15 protein-coding genes and 1 riboswitch are annotated in these 17045 nt (G+C 63.0%); of the genes, 7 read left to right on the forward strand and 8 right to left on the reverse strand.

The annotated features are described in order from the left end of the window. Positions 1–5 precede the first annotated feature (5 nt). Positions 6–1019 carry a zinc-binding alcohol dehydrogenase family protein gene (locus E2A64_RS10680; RefSeq protein ID WP_133284484.1) on the forward strand — a complete coding sequence of 338 codons (1014 nt, stop codon included), beginning with the start codon at positions 6–8 and terminating at the stop codon, positions 1017–1019. 86 nt (positions 1020–1105) lie between these two features. On the opposite strand, the gene bmt is transcribed toward E2A64_RS10680, so the two are convergent. The 5 genes from bmt to E2A64_RS18125 form a co-directional block, all read right to left on the reverse strand. Further along, positions 1106–2122: a betaine--homocysteine S-methyltransferase gene (gene bmt / locus E2A64_RS10685; protein ID WP_133284485.1), complete on the reverse strand. Its 1017-nt coding sequence runs from the start codon at positions 2120–2122 to the stop codon at positions 1106–1108. 193 nt (positions 2123–2315) lie between these two features. Next, complete coding sequence (locus tag E2A64_RS10690; protein ID WP_133284486.1) at positions 2316–3383, reverse strand: quaternary amine ABC transporter ATP-binding protein; 1068 nt, start codon at positions 3381–3383, stop codon at positions 2316–2318. Then, positions 3376–4263, reverse strand: coding sequence for an ABC transporter permease (locus E2A64_RS10695; RefSeq protein ID WP_133284487.1), 888 nt, complete (start codon positions 4261–4263; stop codon positions 3376–3378). The genes E2A64_RS10690 and E2A64_RS10695 overlap by 8 nt, the downstream gene beginning before the upstream one ends. A gap of 99 nt (positions 4264–4362) precedes the next feature. Further along, on the reverse strand, positions 4363–5364 hold the full coding sequence (locus tag E2A64_RS10700; protein ID WP_133284488.1) for an ABC transporter substrate-binding protein: 1002 nt from the start codon (positions 5362–5364) through the stop codon (positions 4363–4365). Positions 5365–6042: 678 nt separating this feature from the next. Continuing rightward, positions 6043–6174 carry a hypothetical protein gene (locus E2A64_RS18125; RefSeq protein ID WP_280177540.1) on the reverse strand — a complete coding sequence of 44 codons (132 nt, stop codon included), beginning with the start codon at positions 6172–6174 and terminating at the stop codon, positions 6043–6045. A gap of 261 nt (positions 6175–6435) precedes the next feature. On the opposite strand from E2A64_RS18125, the gene E2A64_RS10705 reads away from it, so the two are divergent. From E2A64_RS10705 to cobN, 4 genes are all read left to right on the forward strand, one after another. After that, entirely contained in the window at positions 6436–7905 is a 1470-nt protein-coding gene (locus E2A64_RS10705) for a cobyric acid synthase (RefSeq protein ID WP_133284489.1), read from the forward strand. A gap of 21 nt (positions 7906–7926) precedes the next feature. Continuing rightward, positions 7927–8290, forward strand: a riboswitch (cobalamin riboswitch). A gap of 101 nt (positions 8291–8391) precedes the next feature. Then, positions 8392–8928 (forward strand): bifunctional adenosylcobinamide kinase/adenosylcobinamide-phosphate guanylyltransferase, encoded by a 537-nt coding sequence (cobU, locus tag E2A64_RS10710; RefSeq protein WP_133284490.1) that lies wholly within the window; start codon positions 8392–8394, stop codon positions 8926–8928. Positions 8929–8932: 4 nt separating this feature from the next. After that, on the forward strand, positions 8933–9994 hold the full coding sequence (gene cobW / locus E2A64_RS10715; RefSeq protein ID WP_133284491.1) for a cobalamin biosynthesis protein CobW: 1062 nt from the start codon (positions 8933–8935) through the stop codon (positions 9992–9994). A 3-nt stretch (positions 9995–9997) separates the two neighbouring features. Further along, the gene (cobN, locus tag E2A64_RS10720) at positions 9998–13726 is read left to right on the forward strand and encodes a cobaltochelatase subunit CobN (RefSeq protein WP_133284492.1); all 3729 of its coding nucleotides are present in this window, start codon (positions 9998–10000) and stop codon (positions 13724–13726) included. Positions 13727–13728: 2 nt separating this feature from the next. Here the strand turns inward: cobN and E2A64_RS10725 are convergent, their stop codons facing one another. Then, entirely contained in the window at positions 13729–14106 is a 378-nt protein-coding gene (locus E2A64_RS10725) for a type II toxin-antitoxin system VapC family toxin (RefSeq protein WP_133284493.1), read from the reverse strand. Beyond that, on the reverse strand, positions 14106–14318 hold the full coding sequence (locus tag E2A64_RS10730) for an AbrB/MazE/SpoVT family DNA-binding domain-containing protein (RefSeq protein ID WP_133284494.1): 213 nt from the start codon (positions 14316–14318) through the stop codon (positions 14106–14108). The genes E2A64_RS10725 and E2A64_RS10730 overlap by 1 nt, the downstream gene beginning before the upstream one ends. A 75-nt stretch (positions 14319–14393) precedes the next feature. Between E2A64_RS10730 and cobO the strand changes: the two genes are divergently transcribed. Further along, a complete protein-coding gene (gene cobO / locus E2A64_RS10735) occupies positions 14394–15008 on the forward strand; it encodes a cob(I)yrinic acid a,c-diamide adenosyltransferase (protein ID WP_133284495.1) in 615 nt (204 codons plus the stop codon). A gap of 96 nt (positions 15009–15104) precedes the next feature. Here the strand turns inward: cobO and E2A64_RS10740 are convergent, their stop codons facing one another. Further along, positions 15105–16022, reverse strand: coding sequence for a LysR family transcriptional regulator (locus E2A64_RS10740; RefSeq protein WP_133284496.1), 918 nt, complete (start codon positions 16020–16022; stop codon positions 15105–15107). Between the two features lie 133 nt (positions 16023–16155). On the opposite strand from E2A64_RS10740, the gene bla reads away from it, so the two are divergent. Continuing rightward, on the forward strand, positions 16156–17040 hold the full coding sequence (gene bla, locus E2A64_RS10745) for a class A beta-lactamase (protein ID WP_133284497.1): 885 nt from the start codon (positions 16156–16158) through the stop codon (positions 17038–17040). The last annotated feature ends 5 nt before the right edge of the window (positions 17041–17045 follow it).

The following is a 17045-nucleotide window of genomic DNA, read 5'->3' on the forward strand; positions in this document are numbered from 1 at the left end:
GTCTCATGAAGGCGGTCGGCTACAAGAAACCTGGCGCAATCGATCGGGATGATGCACTGGTCGATATCACTCTCCCCGAACCGAAGGCGGAAGGGCGCGATCTACTTGTCGAAGTGAAGGCCGTTTCGGTCAATCCGGTCGATACCAAGGTGCGCCGCCGGGCCGGCGCGGACGGCGACGGTTACAAGGTGCTGGGCTGGGACGCAGCCGGCATGGTCAGGGCGGTGGGACCGGATGTTGCGGGATTCAATCCGGGAGACGAGGTCTGGTATGCCGGATCGATTGCCAGGGCGGGGACCAATTCCGAACTCCATCTCGTGGATGAGAGGATCGTTTCGAAAAAGCCCGTTTCCCTCGGTTTCGAGGAAGCTGCGGCAATGCCGCTGACCGGGATAACGGCGTGGGAAATGCTGTTCGACCGGCTCGATGTGCGCAAGCCGGTGCCCGGAGCTGCCAACGCAATCCTCGTTATCGGCGGTGCTGGCGGTGTCGGATCCATGACGATCCAGATCCTGCGTGCGCTCACCGATCTCACGGTGATCGCGACGGCCTCACGCCCCGAAACGATCGAATGGGTGAAGCAGCTCGGCGCGCATCACGTGGTCAACCACCGCGAGCCGCTGGCGCCGCAGGTCGCCGAACTCGGCATCGGCGCACCCGCTTTTGTATTCTCCACGACGGAAACCGGTAGCCATCTTTCCGATGTTGCCGAACTGATCGCCCCGCAAGGGCGGTTCGGCCTGATCGACGATCCCGAAGCGCTCGACATCTCGCCGTTCAAGCGGAAATCCGTCTCGGTGCATTGGGAGCTGATGTTCACCCGCGCGGTCTTCGAGACGGCGGACATGGGAGAACAAGGCAAGCTTCTTGCCGAGATTGCGCGGCTGGTCGACGAGGAGAAGGTCAGCACCACACTTACCGATACGCTGGGACCGATCAACGCCGCCAATCTGAAGAAGGCCCATGCCTTCATCGAGAGTGGAGCCGCGAAGGGCAAGCTGGTTCTCTCCGGCTTCTGATTGCGCAGCCGCCGGACAAGGAAAAGGCGTGTCTCCCGGGGCACGCCTTTCTCTTTTCAGCTTGTACCCTGCGAGCCGGTTTTGCGTCAGCCGCGGCGGCGGCCGCGGGAGCGGGCAGGGGCATCGCCCTCTGCGGCGGCGCGCGTGTTCTTCATCGGGCCGATACGCTCGACGATTGTCTCGATGGTCGGCCGGGCAGCCTTGCGGTGGCCGTCGATTGCCTCGCGCATGGCCGCCAGGTGCTCGCAGGAGGTGCCGCAGCAGCCGCCGATGATCCGCGCGCCGGCGTCCACCGCCAGCCGTGCATAATCGGCCATCAGCGGAGGCGTGCCGGAGTAGTGGATCTCGGCGCCCCTGAATTCCGGAATGCCGCAATTGCCCTTCACCACCACGACGGCTTCCGGGTCGGCGCCGGTCATGTCGAGGAGCGAGGACAGGATGTCGGACGCGCCGACGCCGCAATTGGCGCCGACGGCGAAGGGGCCGTCGCCGATATCCCTGGCGACGCCGTGAATGTCCTTCGGGTGCAGGCCCATCATGGTCTTGCCGGCAGTGTCGAACGAGCCGGTATAGACAAAGGCCATGCCGCACTTCGTGGCAGCTTCCGCCGCGGCGCGGATCTCGTCGGCGGCCGACATGGTCTCGATCCAGACGATATCGATGCCGCCGGCCTTCAGTCCCTCGATCTGCTCCCTGAACGCGTCGACGGCCTCGTCATAGGTCATGGCGCCGAGCGGAACCAGAAGCTCGCCTGTCGGGCCGACGGAGCCGCCGACAATGACCTTGCGCGGGGCGGCATCGGCGACGGCACGGGCTATTTCCGCGGCCTTCCTGTTGAGGTCGAAGACGCGATCCTGCGCATGGTGCAGCTTCAGGCGATGACGGGTGCCGCCGAAGGAATTGGTCAGGATGATATCCGCGCCGGCATCGACGAAATCCTGATGCAGTTTGGTGATGCGGTCGGGGTGGCTCTCGAGCCACATCTCCGGTGCCTCGCCGGATTCAAGGCCCATGGCGAACAGATTGGTGCCGGTGGCTCCGTCGGCCAGGAGGACGCCCTTTTCGGCAAGAAGTTCGGCGAGGGGATTGGCGGTCGCGGACATGAAGCGTCTCCGGAACTGGCGGTTGGCCGAAGGTCTGCTGCCTGCGGCATGATCTGGTGAATGATATAAAGATTTCTTTATGTCTTCGCAAGCGTTGCGGAGTGCCGGCGCTGTCCGAAAATGGCAGTAGCTCTCATAAACAAGCGGCGGCCACTTTCGCAGCCGCCGCCTTGTCGTTGCTGAAGAGGCGAGATCAGGCCGCTTCGTCGTCCACCATGGTGTGATCGACGGGCGTCACCATCGCGGCGATCACGTCCTGGATGTTGAGCGAGCCGATCGGCTTGCCGTCCTCGTCGATCACGACGGCATGGCTGACCGACTGCTCGGTCATCTTCTTGGCCGCCGTTTCGAGAACCGAGCCGGTCTTGATCCGCGGTCCCGAGCCCTCGCCGGAGACAGGGGTCATGACCATGTCGACGGTGATCACCCGGCCGCGATTCACCTCGCGCACGAAGTTCGAGATGTATTCGTCGGCAGGCTTGAGGACGATCTCCTGCTTGGTGCCCTGCTGAACCACTTCACCATCACGCAGGATGGCGATGCGATCGCCGAGGCGGAGCGCTTCATCGAGGTCGTGGGTGATGAAGACGATCGTCTTGCGGATTTCCTTCTGCAGGTCGAGAAGCACCGACTGCATGTCCATGCGGATCAGCGGATCGAGGGCCGAGAAGGCTTCATCCATCAAGAGGATCGGCGCGTCGTTGGTGAGCGCCCGGGCGAGACCCACGCGCTGCTGCATGCCGCCGGAGAGCTGGTTGGGATAGTTGTCCTCGAAGCCTTCGAGGCCGACGCGGGTGATCCAGCGCTGGGCTTCCTCTTCCTGCTTCTTGCGCGGTACGCCCTGAAGCTCGAGACCGTAGACGGTATTTTCCATCACGGTACGATGGGGAAGGAGCGCAAACTTCTGGAACACCATCGCGGTCTTGTGGCGACGAAACTCCCTCAGCTCCTTCTCGTTCATCTTCACGACGTCGTCCTCACCGACGATCACCTCGCCGGCCGTCGGGTCGATCAGCCGGTTGATGTGACGGATGAGCGTGGACTTGCCCGAACCCGACAGGCCCATGACGACCTGGATGGCACCGCCGGGCATGTCGATGTTGATGTCCTTGAGGCCGAGAACGTGACTGTGCTTCTCGTTCAGCTCGGTCTTGGACATGCCGCCCTTGACCATGTCCACATAGGCAGCCGGATCCGAGCCGAAAATCTTGTAGAGATTGCGGATCGAAATGCCGATACCCGGTTTGTTTTCATCAGCCATGGACCACCTCCAGGTGCTTCTGGAGCCGCTTGCCATAAGCCTGGCTCACTCGGTCAAAGATGATGGCGATGCCGACGATCGCGAGACCGTTGAACATGCCGAGCGTGAAGTACTGGTTGTTGATCGATCTCAGGATGCCGAGGCCAAGGCCCGGAACGCCGATCATGGCCGCGACCACGACCATGGCGAGCGCCATCATGATGGTCTGGTTGACGCCTGCCATTATGGTCGGCAAGGCCAGCGGCATCTGAACGTTCTTGAGGCGCTGCCAGCTTGACGAACCGAAGGCGTCGGCGGCTTCCAGCACGTCCTTGTCGACGAGGCGGATGCCCAGATTGGTCAGGCGGATGATCGGCGGGATGGCATAGACCATGACGGCGATCAGGCCCGGCACGCGACCGATGCCCAGAAGCATGATCACAGGTACCAGATAGACGAAGCTCGGCATCGTCTGCATGACGTCGAGGATCGGATTGAAGATGGCCTGGACGCGGTCCGAACGGGCCATCAGGATGCCGATGGGGATGCCCACGACGATGGCGAGGAGTGTTGCGACGATTGTCATCGCAATCGTGCTCATCGTGTCTTCCCACATGCCGAAATAGCCGACGAGCAGAAGGATGATGGCGACGGATCCTGCGATCTTGATGCTGCGGGACGCGGCGTAGGCGATCCCGGCGATGGCCAGAAGAACCAGGATCCACGGAGAATCCGTGAGCAGGTCTTCCATCCAGAACATAAACCATTTTACCGGCGAAAGCGCCGTTTCGAAAGCATCGCCATAAGCCCGTGTGAAGTCCCTGAAGCCAAGATCGATCGTCTTCTTGATTGCAGTGAGACTGGAGCGGTCCATGGCTGGGAATTCAGTTAACCAGTCCATTTTCGTATGTTCCCCGGTGTTGAGAGCGTCGGCGTTCTCCCCGTACGACCGACTTTACAAAAAAAGTGGCGGGCCTTGGCCCGCCACTGGTTTAGGCGATTACTTGACCGCCTTTTTCACTTTTTCGGCGGCATCCTCTGAAACCCACTTGGTCCAGATGTCCGGACTGTTGTTCAGGAAGTAGTATGCGGCGTCTTCACCGGTTGCCTGGTTGTCGGCCATCCAGGCGAGAAGCTTGTTGACCGTGTCGTTCGGCCAGGAGCGTTCGGTGAGGTAGTCGTAAGCCGGGCCGCCAGCCTGTTTGAAGCGGTCGGTCACCACCGTGTAGACCTCGGACTTGGTCCAGGCGTTCGGCTGGGGATCTGCGCAATCCGGCTTGGTGATGCAGCTGTCCCACTGTTCCTTGTTGAATTCGGCCGGGAAGTCGAGCTTGACCATCTCGTACTTGCCGAGAAGGGCGGTCGGAGCCCAATAGTAGCCGAACCACGGATCCTTGCCTTCGTAGGCCTTGGCGATCGATCCGTCGAGACCGGCGGCCGAACCGGTTTCCACCAGTTCGAAGTTGTGGTCGGGGCCCTTGTAAGCCTTGAACATGTTGGTGGTGTTGGTGCGGCAGCCCCAGCCTTCCGGGCAGTTGTAGAGGCCGCCCTTGCTGGCGTCGTCCGGGTGCGGGAACAGTTCCGGATGTGCGAGCGCATCTTCGACGGTCTTGATGTCCGGATGCTCGTCGGCGATGTACTTGGGAATCCACCAGCCTTCGACGCCGCCGTCGGACAGCGATTCCGATGCGTAATGAAGCTTGCCTTCGTCCGTAGCCTTGTCGAGAACGGTGCGCATGGCGTTGACCCAGGCTTCCGGCGCGACGTCCGGCTCGCCCTTCTCGATCATCGAGGTCAGGGTCGGGTTGGTGTCGCCGGCCACCAGTTCGGCATCGCAGCCGTAACCTTCTTCGAGAATGATCTTGTCGATGTTGGCGAGGACTTCAGCCGACGCCCAGTTCATGTTGGCGATGGTGACGCGACCGCAATCTTCGGCGGAAGCGGCGCCCGCGAAGCCCATGATGCCGGCTGCGAGAACGGTGGAAGCGAGAAGCTTCTTCATATGTAAAGACCTCCCAGTCTTTGTGAGAGCAGTGATGTTACCCGTATCGATCTCCGGTTACTGCATTGTCCGGAGTCGGATATTTGGAGGCATGTCGCCACAGGGATAATGAAGCCCGAATTTCACTAAGACAATGCCGCATATACGACATTCGCTTGCGCATCCGCGCAGCTGAAATTCGACCGTCCACCCGAGGCGACCGTCAGGTCAACGCCCAAACTAGGACGTTGGCGAGAGAAATCAACCGTATATGACCAAAACTTGCAGATGTCGCGGATGGGACAGTTGCGCAATCCCGACATCACAGGCGTTAACCAGAAAAACGGGCTTGTTCACCAATGCTTAGAGTTTCAATAACCCTCCGGTAACAATCTTGAGGTTATATGTCTCTCGCGGCGGGGGACACCCACCGTAGGGTCCGGATCAGGTTTTGCGTACCGGAAGCCCTGTCTCCTTCCGCGTGTATTTCGGAAGGGGCAAGCGTACTTTTTGTCAGGCCGCGCGATCCGCAAGGATCGGGCGGCTTTCGCTTTTCCGGGCCGGGCCGGGGCTGGGGCCGGAGTGCCGTGCCCGATGATCCGCCTTCTGCGATTCTTGCGCGAATCTCTTCTTTTCCAATAGAAAAAGGCCGCCGCGATTATCGCGACGGCCTTCGTTTCAGAGCGGCTTGAGCTGAAGTCAGCCGGCCGAACGGGTGCGGACGAGGCGGGCGAAACCCTTCTTGAGAACGCTGCGCTTGTCGGAATTCTTGGGACCCTGGCCGTGCCAGGCGATCTGAAGTCCGTTGTTTTGGTCAAAGATAAACAGCATCGTCGTATTCCGTATAATCAGAGGGGTAACCGCGATCCGATTTTGAACCTTCGCGAAGCGCCGCTATACGCTCGTACATGTCGGACGAGAGCCGATAAAAGCGGCGCGCCATGTCGCATTTCAGGCATGGCCAAAAAATTGCGATCACGCCTCGCCACAGCGCTGAAAAAATGGTTGAGAACGTGTGATGTAGAGCATGGTGGAAGTCACCTGGAGGTGGCCGGGAACTTCTCGGGACGTGGCAGGGAATTCGGGGTCGAAATGGCGCGGGCACTGATGTTTCAGGGAACGGGGTCGGACGTGGGCAAAACCATGCTCGTCGCCGGTCTGTGCCGTCTCGCGGCCAATCGCGGCCTCACCGTGCGTCCGTTCAAGCCGCAGAACATGTCCAACAATGCCGCCGTTGCAGAAGACGGCGGCGAGATCGGGCGGGCGCAATGGCTGCAGGCGCTCGCCTGTCGCACGCCCTCCTCGGTGCATATGAACCCGGTGCTTCTCAAGCCGCAGACGGAGACGGGAAGCCAGATTGTCGTTCAGGGCAAGGTGCGCGGGCAGGCGGCCGGCCGCGATTACCAGAAACGCAAGGCCGAGTTGCTGGGCGCTGTCCTCGAGAGTTTCGCCGAAGTCAGCCGCAACGCCGATCTGGTTCTGGTCGAAGGTGCGGGGTCGCCCGCCGAGATCAACCTGCGCGCGGGCGACATTGCCAATATGGGTTTTGCGCGCGCGGCCGATGTTCCGGTCGCGCTGGTCGGCGACATCGACCGTGGGGGCGTGATCGCCTCTCTCGTCGGTACCCACGCCATTCTCGATCCGTCGGATCGCGACATGGTGGCGGGGTATCTGATCAACAAGTTTCGTGGCGACGTCAGCCTCTTCGACGACGGGGTGACCGCGATCGGCGACTTCACCGGCTGGCCTTGTTTCGGCATCGTGCCCTGGCTCAGGGATGCGGGGCGCCTGCCTGCCGAGGATTCGGTTGCGCTGGAACGCCTGGCGTGGGGGAAAAGCGGCGCGCTGAAGATTGCCGTACCGGTCCTGTCGCGGATTGCCAATTTCGATGATTTCGACGCGCTCGGCGCGGAGCCCTCGGTCGAACTCGTCTTCGTCAGGCCGGGGGAGAGGCTTCCGGCAGACGCGGCACTGGTCATCCTGCCGGGGTCGAAATCCACGATCGCCGATCTCGCCGATTTTCGGATGCAGGGCTGGGATGCGGACCTGACCGCTCATTTGCGGCGCGGTGGGCGGGTGATCGGGGTTTGCGGCGGCTACCAGATGCTGGGGAGGGTCGTGCGCGACCCCGACGGGATCGAGGGGCCGGTGCGTGAGGCGAAAGGCCTGGGCCTTCTCGACATCGAGACGGAACTCTCGCCCGAGAAGACGGTGCGGAACACCAATGCGGTCTCGGTCGAGGGGGGCGAACCGCTCAGCGGTTACGAGATTCATCTGGGAGTGACGAGCGGAGCGGACTGTGCGCTTCCCTTCGCGCTCGTCGACGGGCGGCCGGATGGTGCGATTTCGCCCGACGGCAAGGTGATGGGCACCTATCTCCACGGCGTCTTCGTCTCCGATGCCTATCGGGCGCGGCTCCTGTCGGAATTCGGGGTGACCGGCAGCGTGGTCGATTACCGCGCCGAAGTCGATGCAGCGCTCGACCGCATAGCCGGAGAACTCGGCCGCTATCTCGATTTCGACGCGCTCTACGAGATCGCCGGGCGGGCGGGGAGCAATTGACAGGATTTCGCCCCGTCCTTATCACTCTGTATGCCGAATGGTTCCGGAACGGCGAAAGTCAGACCGGATCAAAAGGGAATGCGACGGAGAGGCCTTGCCTGTCCCAATCGCAGCCGACCCCGCGACTGTAGAGCGGAGAGGCGACTGTCACCGGGCTGGCGACCGGTTTCGCATCGAGGCAATGGTGCCGAAGCGCGGGACTGGACGTTATTCCGGAGAAAGTCACTGGCGTGGCAGCATGATGAACCAAGGCGCGGACGCCTCCACATCTACGAATCGTCCCGTTTTCATGCCGCACGACGCGCCGGGAAGGCCGACAGTTGCCGCAGGCGAGAGATCGCCGGCATCCGCGAGCCAGGAGACCTGCCTTTCGGCATCCGGACAAGTCATTCCGGAACTCGAAATATCGGGAGCCTCGTCTCCCCGGCCATTCACGGAGGTTGTCGTGGCTGTCTCCTTTTCTCCCGCAAGCGGGCGTTCGTCCGCATGAGCGCAGTCACGTCCACGACACTGGCGCCGTCGACCCTCGTGCTCGGCGGTGCGCGTTCGGGAAAATCCGCCTTTGCCGAGAAGCTGGTGAGCGATGCTTCCAGGAAGCGGCTCTATCTGGCGACCGCGCAATCCCATGACGGTGAAATGAGCGAGCGGATCTCCCATCACCGTAACCGGCGCGGCGCGGGCTGGGAGACGGTGGAGGAACCGATCGATCTTGCTGGCATCCTGCAGGCAAAGGCGCGCGCCGACCGGCCGATCCTCGTCGACTGCCTGACGCTATGGGTAACCAACCTCATGGTCGCAGACAGGAATATCGACGCGGAAATCGCCAGGCTCTGCGACTGTATCGGTTCGCTTGCGGGGCCGGTGGTCTTCGTCTCCAACGAAGTCGGCCTCGGCATCGTGCCAGACAATGCCATGGCGCGGGCCTTCCGCGATCATGCCGGCCGTCTTCACCAGAACATCGCGGCCATCGCCGCGGACGTCTATTTCGTAGCGGCCGGACTGCCGCTCAAAATGAAGGGTTGAAACCATGGCGCATGCCAAAATTCCCGCCACCGTCATCACCGGCTTTCTCGGCGCAGGCAAGACCACGCTGATCCGCCACATGCTATCGAACGCCGGCGGCAAGCGCATAGCGCTGATCATCAACGAGTTCGGCGATCTCGGCGTCGACGGCGACGTGTTGCGCGGCTGCGGTGCGGAAGCCTGCAGGGACGAGGACATCGTCGAACTGACCAATGGCTGCATCTGCTGCACCGTTGCCGACGATTTCATTCCGACGATGGAAAAGCTGCTCGAACGCGATGAACTGCCCGATCACATCGTCATCGAGACATCCGGCCTGGCGCTGCCGCAGCCGCTGGTCAACGCCTTCAACTGGCCGGGCATCAAGACCCGCGTGACCGTCGACGGCGTGGTCACTGTCGTTGACAGCGCGGCCGTTGCGGCCGGCCGTTTCGCCGACGATCACGACAAGCTGGAAGCCCAGCGCAGCGAGGATGAATCGCTCGACCACGAAAGCCCGCTCGAGGAACTCTTCGAGGATCAGCTGACTGCCTCCGACCTCATCATTCTCAACAAGGCCGATCTGGTCGATGCGGAAGCGCTCAGGGCCATCCGCACCGATATCGGCGCGCATCTCAAGCGCCAGCCGGCGATGATCGAGGCGAAGAACGGCGAGGTGGCTCCGGAAGTCCTGCTGGGCCTCGGCGTCGGCACCGAGGATGACATCGCCAACCGCAAATCGCACCACGAACTCGAGCACGAGGGCGCCGATCACGACCACCATCACGATCACGACGAATTCGACAGTTTTGTCGTCGAGCTCGGTTCGCTCGATAACGCCACCGACTTCATCGAGGGGCTGAAGTCTGTCATCGCCCGTCACGATATCCTGCGTCTGAAGGGTTTTGCGGATATTCCGGGCAAGCCCATGCGGCTCGTCATCCAGGCGGTCGGTGCGCGCGTCGACAATTATTTCGATCGTCCCTGGAAGGCCGGCGAGGCGCGCGGCACCCGTCTCGTCGTTATCGGGCTGCACGATTTCGACCAGCAGGCGATCCGCGCCGAGATCGCCGGATTGCTCGGCTAGGCCATGCACCTTCTGACCGCGCAAAAGGGCAGCCTTTCGGACGATGGCGAGGCGATCGACCTCGGCCAGTCGGCCGGCGACGTGCTGTTCCTGAGCGCGGCGGACACCGAGCTTTCAGCGCTGGCGGGCGCTTGCGCCAGTGGCACGGCCAGCCGCTGGCGTCTCGCCAACCTGATGCAGCTCAAGCATCCGCTGTCCATCGACACCTATGCGGCCAAGAGCGTTGCGAAAGCGAAGCTGGTCGTCGTGAGGGCGCTGGGTGGCGCGAGCTATTTCGCCTATGCGCTGGAAGCCTTCCACGCGGCGGCGGTTGCTTCTGGGGGCAAGATAGCGGTGCTGCCCGGCGACGACCGGCCGGACCCCGAACTCGCCGGTTTCTCGACGCTGGGCGAGGCGGAGCGCGCGCAGCTTTTCTCCTATCTTGCGGAAGGCGGCGCACGCAATTTCGCGAGCTTCATAGACGCCTGCGAAGCCCTGGTGGCAGGCGAAGAATTGCCGCCACCGGCGGTGCCATTGATCCGCGCCGGGCTGTACTGGCCGGGCACATCCGCGCCGTCGGTGTCGTGGCTGAGGGAAAAGCACTTCAAGCCGGACCGGCCCACCGCTGCCGTCACCTTCTACCGTGCGCTGGTGCAGAGCGGACAGACAGCACCCGTCGATGCGATGATCGAGGCGCTGGACGATGCCGGGCTCAACGCGCTGCCGGTCTTCGTCTCCAGCCTCAAGGACGAGGTGTCCCAAGATGTCGTCCGCTCGGTCTTCGGCGAGGTGCAGCCGGACGTGGTGATCAACGCGACCGGATTTGCGGTCTCCTCACCCGGTGGCGAGGCCAGGGGCACGGTGCTGGAATCGACCGGCGCACCCGTGCTGCAGGCCATATTCTCGACGATCGCACGGCCGGTCTGGGAAGGCTCCTCGCAGGGGCTGAATTCGCGCGATCTGGCGATGAACGTCGCGCTTCCCGAGGTCGATGGACGGGTGCTGACCCGCGCCGTCAGCTTCAAGGCGGCGGCCCGCTACGACGAGACGGTCGAGACGAACATCGTCGCCCACGCGCCTGATACTGGCCGGATGGCATTCGTCGCGCGGCTGGCGGCCAATTGGGCGAAGCTCAGGCGGACGGAGGCGGGGGAGCGCAAGGTCGCGATCATTCTCGCCAACTATCCGAACCGCGACGGGCGTATCGCCAACGGCGTCGGGCTCGACACGCCTGCCGGCACGATCGAAGTGCTCAAGGCCATGGCGGATGCGGGTTTCGATGTGCGCGACGTCCCGGCCGATGGCGATGCGTTGATTAAAAGGCTGCGCACGGGACCCACCAATGCCATCGGCAGGGAACGCTCCGGCGGCGAGATCCTGTCGCTGGCAGATTATCGAGGGTTCTTCGACGCGCTTCCGGAGACCGTTCGGGGCGAAGTCACGGAGCGCTGGGGCGCACCGGAGGCCGATCCGTTCTTCGTCGATGGCGCCTTCCGGCTTTCCGTGCTGCGGCTCGGCAAGGCGGTGGTCGGCATCCAGCCGGCGCGCGGCTACAATATCGATCCGAAATCCACCTATCACGATCCCGATCTCGTGCCGCCGCACGGCTATTTCGCGTTTTATGCCTGGCTGCGCCAGGCCTTCGGCGTTCACGCCGTTGTCCATATGGGCAAGCACGGCAATCTCGAATGGCTGCCCGGCAAGGCCCTGGCGTTGTCGGAGCGCTGTTACCCGGAAGCGCTGCTCGGGCCGCTGCCGCATCTCTATCCGTTCATCGTCAACGATCCGGGCGAGGGGACGCAGGCCAAGCGCCGCACATCTGCGGTGATCATCGATCACCTGACGCCGCCGCTGACCCGTGCCGAAACCTACGGGGCCCTGGCCGATCTCGAGGCGCTGGTCGACGAATATTACGAGGCGTCCGGCCACGATCCGCGGCGGCTGAAACTGCTCAAGCGGCAGATCCTCGATCTTGTCCGCGACATCGGTCTCGATACGGACGCGGGGATCGACAAGGCGGATGCCGACGACCTGGCGCTCGAAAAGCTCGACGCCTATCTCTGCGATCTCAAGGAAATGCAGATCCGCGACGGGCTCCATGTCTTCGGCCTCGCGCCGGAGGGGCGATTGCTGACCGATCTCACCGTCGCGCTCGCGCGGCTGCCGCGCGGCAGCGAGCCGGGCGAGGAAAGCCTGCATCGCGCGATCGCGCGGGACGGTTTCGATGTCGAAGGGTTCGACCCGCTCGATTGCGATTTCGCTGCGTCCTGGGACGGTCCCCGCCCACAGGTTTTCCACAGCCTGTCCACCGCGCCGTGGCGCAGTCTCGGCGACACGGTCGAGCGCATCGAACTGTTCGCGGCAGCGCTCGTTTCCGGTGACATCGAAGCGCCCGAGGGCTGGGAGCGGACGCGCGCGGTCATGCGGGATGTCCACAGCCGGTTGATAACTTCCGTGGCGGCCTGTGGACAAGGCGAGATCGAAGGCCTGATGGCAGGTCTTGCCGGTCGTTTCGTGTCGCCCGGACCGTCCGGCGCGCCGACGCGCGGGCGGCCCGACGTGCTGCCGACCGGCAAGAATTTCTATTCCGTCGACAGCCGCGCCGTCCCCACGCCGGCAGCCTATGAACTCGGCAGGAAATCGGCTGAGCTGCTCGTCGCTCGCTTTGCGCAGGACCACGGCGAATGGCCGACGTCGCTGGCGCTTACCGCCTGGGGCACGTCGAACATGCGCACCGGCGGCGACGATATCGCCCAGGCGCTGGCGCTGATCGGCGCCAAGCCGCTCTGGGACATGGCCTCGCGCCGGGTGACCGGCTACGAAATCGTGCCGCTGGCCAGGATGAACCGGCCACGGGTGGACGTCACACTGCGCATTTCCGGCTTCTTCCGCGACGCCTTCCCCGATCAGATCGCGCTGTTTGACCGCGCCGCCCGCGCGGTGGCGGAACTGGACGAAGACGAGGCGGACAATCCGCTGGCTGCCCGCGCGAAACGAGAGACCGCGGAGCTGGTCGCCTCCGGGATGGACGAGGAACTGGCCGCACGGCAGGCGTCCTTCCGGGTCTTCGGTTCGAAACCCGGCGCCTATGGGGCCGGCCTGCAGGCGCTTATCGACGAGAAGGGCTGGTCCGAGCGCGGCGATCTGGCCGAGGCCTTCCTCGTCTGGGGCGGCTATGCCTATGGCGCCCAGGACGAGGGGAAGGCCGCACGCGGGCTGTTCGAAAAGCGGCTGTCCAAGGTAGAGGCCGTGATCCAGAACCAGGACAACCGCGAGCACGATCTTCTCGATTCAGACGACTACTATCAGTTCGAGGGCGGCATGACGGCGGCTGTCGAGGCCCTCAAGGGCGACCGTCCGGCGATCTACCACAACGACCATTCCCGTCCCGAGCGTCCGGTGATCCGTTCGCTCGAGGAAGAAATCGCGCGCGTGGTGCGCGGTCGCGCCGCCAACCCGAAATGGATCTCCGGCGTCATGCGCCACGGCTACAAGGGCGCCTTCGAGATGGCGGCGACGGTCGATTATCTCTTCGCGTTCGCGGCGACCACGGGCGCGGTGCGCGACCATCATTTCGAGGCGCTCTACCAGGCCTATCTCACCGCCGACCCGGTGCGCGAATTCCTCGAGCACAAAAACCCGGACGCACTCAGGGAGATGGCCGAACGCTTTCTCGAAGCGATGGACCGCAATCTCTGGACGCCGAAGTCGAACTCCGCGCGGTTCCAGCTCGAAGAGATGGCAGGTGCGTGAGCCTACTTGTTCGGGATATGGATAACCTGGTCGAGGGACTGGAAATGGCCGTCGCATGTTACGAGTTCGGCGCCGAATTCCATCGCTGTCGCGTAGACGACAGCATCAGCCGTTGCCAGTCCATGGGTGCGATGGGCGCGGGCGGCGGCGAGCGCCCGGTCCGTGTCGAGTGGCGCGTCGACGCACTGGCTGACGAAGGCGAGGAAGCGGTGCCGAACGGTGGTGTCCGCCTCACGTTCGATCCATTTCACCACTTCGAGAACGACGATCGACGGCACGATTATTTCGGTCGGATCGTCCGGAACTTCGGCCAGCAGCCGGTCGGCAACCGGCCCGTCGGCGAGGATTTCGACCCAGACCGAAGAATCGATCACCCGCATCAGAAGCGATCGTCGCGGTCGCGCACCGCGTCCCGGTTCGCCCCCTTGGCGAGGCCTTTCAACTCGGTCATGCTGGGAACCGGAACCAGAAGGAAGCCGCCGTCGCGGGGTACGAAGGCGAATTTCTGTCCCGGGCGCCAGTCTTCCTTTTCACGTACGGTTTTAGGTACGGAAATCTGGAATTTGGAAGAAAGGGTGGCCGTATCACTCATCTTACTTTCTCCGATCGATCGGAACTGGTAAGAATATCGGTGCTGCCGACGAGAATTGCAAGTCAGGAAAAGCTCATGACCAAGACCGACGATTTAGCCCGCCACGCGGAAAAGATGGCCAAGAAGAAGGCCGCACGCGAGAAGATCATGTCGACCAAGACGGACGAGAAAGGTCTCGTCATCGTCCATACCGGCAAGGGCAAGGGCAAGTCGACGGCGGCCTTCGGCATGATCTTCCGCCACATCGCGCATGGCCGGAAATGCGCGGTCGTGCAGTTCATCAAGGGCGGCATGGCGACGGGCGAACGCAACCTGATCGAGGAACGTTTCTCCGATATCTGCGAATTCCACACGCTGGGCGAGGGCTTTACCTGGGAGACGCAGGACAAGGCACGGGATATCGCCATGGCGCAAAGTGCCTGGGAGAAGGCCAAGGAGCTCATCCGCGACGAGAGCAATACGATGGTGCTGCTCGACGAGATCAACATCGCTTTGCGCTATGAGTACGTAAGCGTCGCTGACGTGGTGACCTTCCTGGAGGCGGAGAAGCCGGAGATGACCCATGTGGTGCTCACCGGCCGCAACGCCGCAGACGAGCTGATCGAGTTCGCCGATCTGGTGACGGAGATGGAGATGATCAAGCACCCCTTCCGCTCCGGCATCAAAGCGCAGATCGGCGTGGAGTACTAAGGCGCCGTCTGCCTGGACCGAACCACCCGGCAAGCCGTCGATCGTCCTGGCGATAAATGGAGTCTCATCAAGTGGTTCGGCGGAATGCTTGCCGGATCAGGTCAGGTGATCCGGGCGGTCCTCAATGCTCTCCCGGTCCGCTTCGACTTCCCCTGCATGCGCCGAGAGCCATTGCGAGAAGCTTGCCATCGCAGGCGTGACCGGACGATCGGACGGCCAGGCGAGATAGTAGCGTCCGGCGGAAACCGTGAAGCCGAAAGGCTGAACGAGGCGGCGCTCCGAAATGTGCCGTTCGAACATCCGCACCGGCAGGAGAGCGGCGCCGGTTCCCGCCGCGGCCATTTCGGCAAGTGCAATCGAACTGTCGAAAACGGGGCCCAGGGCTGGTGGGCACGGCGCGCCTGCGACCGCGAACCAGCCCGGCCACTCGGCACTCCGGTAACTGCGCAGCAGCGTGAGTTGACCGAGGTCGCCCGGATCCCGCAATCCGGCCGCAAGTTCGGGCGAACAGAGAGGCGACAGGGGCGCATCGAACAGGCCGATCGCCTCGTGCCCCGTCCAGCCTCCGGTCCCGAACCGGATCGCCATGTCGAGCCCTTCGCGCAGGATTTCGACCCTGTTGTTGTTGGTGGAAATGCGCACGTCGACTTCGGGATGCGATGCGCGAAACCCCTCCAGTCGCGGCATCAGCCAGCCAACGGCGAAGGTCGTGTTCACGCCGATCTTGAGAACTTCCACATCCCGGCGACCGTCCAGGCGGTCGAGCACGCGCGCGATCGCGTCGAAGCCGTATTCGAGAACCGGGAAGAGCATCCGTCCCTCGTCTGTCGCAACCAGCCCCTGCGAGGTCCGCTGGAACAGCGTCGTGCCGAGCACATCCTCAAGCCGTGCAATCTGGTGACTGACGGCTGCCTGGGTGACGCGCAGCTCGATCGCCGCCTTCGTGAAGCTGCCTTGCCGCATGGCGACCTCGAAGGTGCGCAGCGCATTGAGGGGGATATCGGGACGATCCATGGCAGTACCTGAGCTAATGGCAAACTCGACTTTTTGTCGTCTTTAGCCTGGTTTTGCGGTGAAATATACAAAATGCATTAGATCATCTGATGGAACGCACGCGCTTCGGCGCGCCAACAAGAAAGTCATATCCATGCATTTTCCAACCCGCTCCCTGTCGCGCGTTGCGGCAGGGCTCGCTATCGGCTTGTCCCTCTTCACCACCGCGGCGCACGCCGACACGCGGTTTTCCGATCTCGAAAGAACCGTCGCGAAAGTCGAGCAGCAACTCGGTGCCAGGGTCGGCCTTTCGGTCGTCAACACCGACTCCGGCATCACCTGGTTTCATCGGAAGAACGAACGTTTTCTCATGAACAGCACCTTCAAGGTGCCGCTCTGCGGCGCGGTTCTGGCGCGCGTCGACAAGGGAGAGCTTTCGCTGACGGACACGCTTCCGGTGGCTCAGTCAGACCTCGTGCCTCACGCCCCGATCACCGAAAGGCGCGTGGGCGGCACGATGAGCCTGGCGGAGTTGTGCCGCGCGGCAATCGACATGAGCGACAATACCGCAGCGAATCTTCTTATCGACTATCTCGGCCGTCCTGACGAGGTAACGCGGTTTTTCGAAAGTATCGGCGATTCGGTCAGCCGGCTGGACGCACGGGAGCCCGAACTCAATGCCTTCGTCCCGGGTGATCCCGAAAACACGACATCCCCGGCGGCGGCCACCCAGACGCTGCATGCCTTGCTGATCGGCGATGCCTTGAGCCCGGAGTCCCGCGACGTGTTGAGGGGCTGGATGAGCGATGGCGGGGTAACGGGTGACCTGTTGCGCGATTATGTTCCGGCAGGCTGGCAGGTCTTCGACAAGTCGGGCGCCGGGAGCCATACCCGCAATCTGGTGGCGCTTGTCGTTCCGCAGGACGGTACGTCCTGGATTGTCACCATCTTCGTCTCCGACGTCGATGCGCCGTTCAAGACGCGCAACGACGCCCTGAGGCAGATAGGGAAAGCCGTGGTGTCCGCCATCGGACAGTAGGCGAG

This window comes from Pseudohoeflea suaedae (assembly GCF_004354915.1).
In the GTDB taxonomy this organism is placed as follows: domain Bacteria; phylum Pseudomonadota; class Alphaproteobacteria; order Rhizobiales; family Rhizobiaceae; genus Pseudohoeflea; species Pseudohoeflea suaedae.

Coding starts and splice junctions, on each gene's coding strand:
- E2A64_RS10680 (WP_133284484.1), top strand. CDS start 6: ATGAAGGCGGTCGGCTACAAGAAACCTGGCGCAATCGATCGGGATGAT.
- bmt (WP_133284485.1), bottom strand. CDS start 2,122: ATGTCCGCGACCGCCAATCCCCTCGCCGAACTTCTTGCCGAAAAGGGC.
- E2A64_RS10690 (WP_133284486.1), bottom strand. CDS start 3,383: ATGGCTGATGAAAACAAACCGGGTATCGGCATTTCGATCCGCAATCTC.
- E2A64_RS10695 (WP_133284487.1), bottom strand. CDS start 4,263: ATGGACTGGTTAACTGAATTCCCAGCCATGGACCGCTCCAGTCTCACT.
- E2A64_RS10700 (WP_133284488.1), bottom strand. CDS start 5,364: ATGAAGAAGCTTCTCGCTTCCACCGTTCTCGCAGCCGGCATCATGGGC.
- E2A64_RS18125 (WP_280177540.1), bottom strand. CDS start 6,174: ATGCTGTTTATCTTTGACCAAAACAACGGACTTCAGATCGCCTGGCAC.
- E2A64_RS10705 (WP_133284489.1), top strand. CDS start 6,436: ATGGCGCGGGCACTGATGTTTCAGGGAACGGGGTCGGACGTGGGCAAA.
- cobU (WP_133284490.1), top strand. CDS start 8,392: ATGAGCGCAGTCACGTCCACGACACTGGCGCCGTCGACCCTCGTGCTC.
- cobW (WP_133284491.1), top strand. CDS start 8,933: ATGGCGCATGCCAAAATTCCCGCCACCGTCATCACCGGCTTTCTCGGC.
- cobN (WP_133284492.1), top strand. CDS start 9,998: ATGCACCTTCTGACCGCGCAAAAGGGCAGCCTTTCGGACGATGGCGAG.
- E2A64_RS10725 (WP_133284493.1), bottom strand. CDS start 14,106: ATGCGGGTGATCGATTCTTCGGTCTGGGTCGAAATCCTCGCCGACGGG.
- E2A64_RS10730 (WP_133284494.1), bottom strand. CDS start 14,318: ATGAGTGATACGGCCACCCTTTCTTCCAAATTCCAGATTTCCGTACCT.
- cobO (WP_133284495.1), top strand. CDS start 14,394: ATGACCAAGACCGACGATTTAGCCCGCCACGCGGAAAAGATGGCCAAG.
- E2A64_RS10740 (WP_133284496.1), bottom strand. CDS start 16,022: ATGGATCGTCCCGATATCCCCCTCAATGCGCTGCGCACCTTCGAGGTC.
- bla (WP_133284497.1), top strand. CDS start 16,156: ATGCATTTTCCAACCCGCTCCCTGTCGCGCGTTGCGGCAGGGCTCGCT.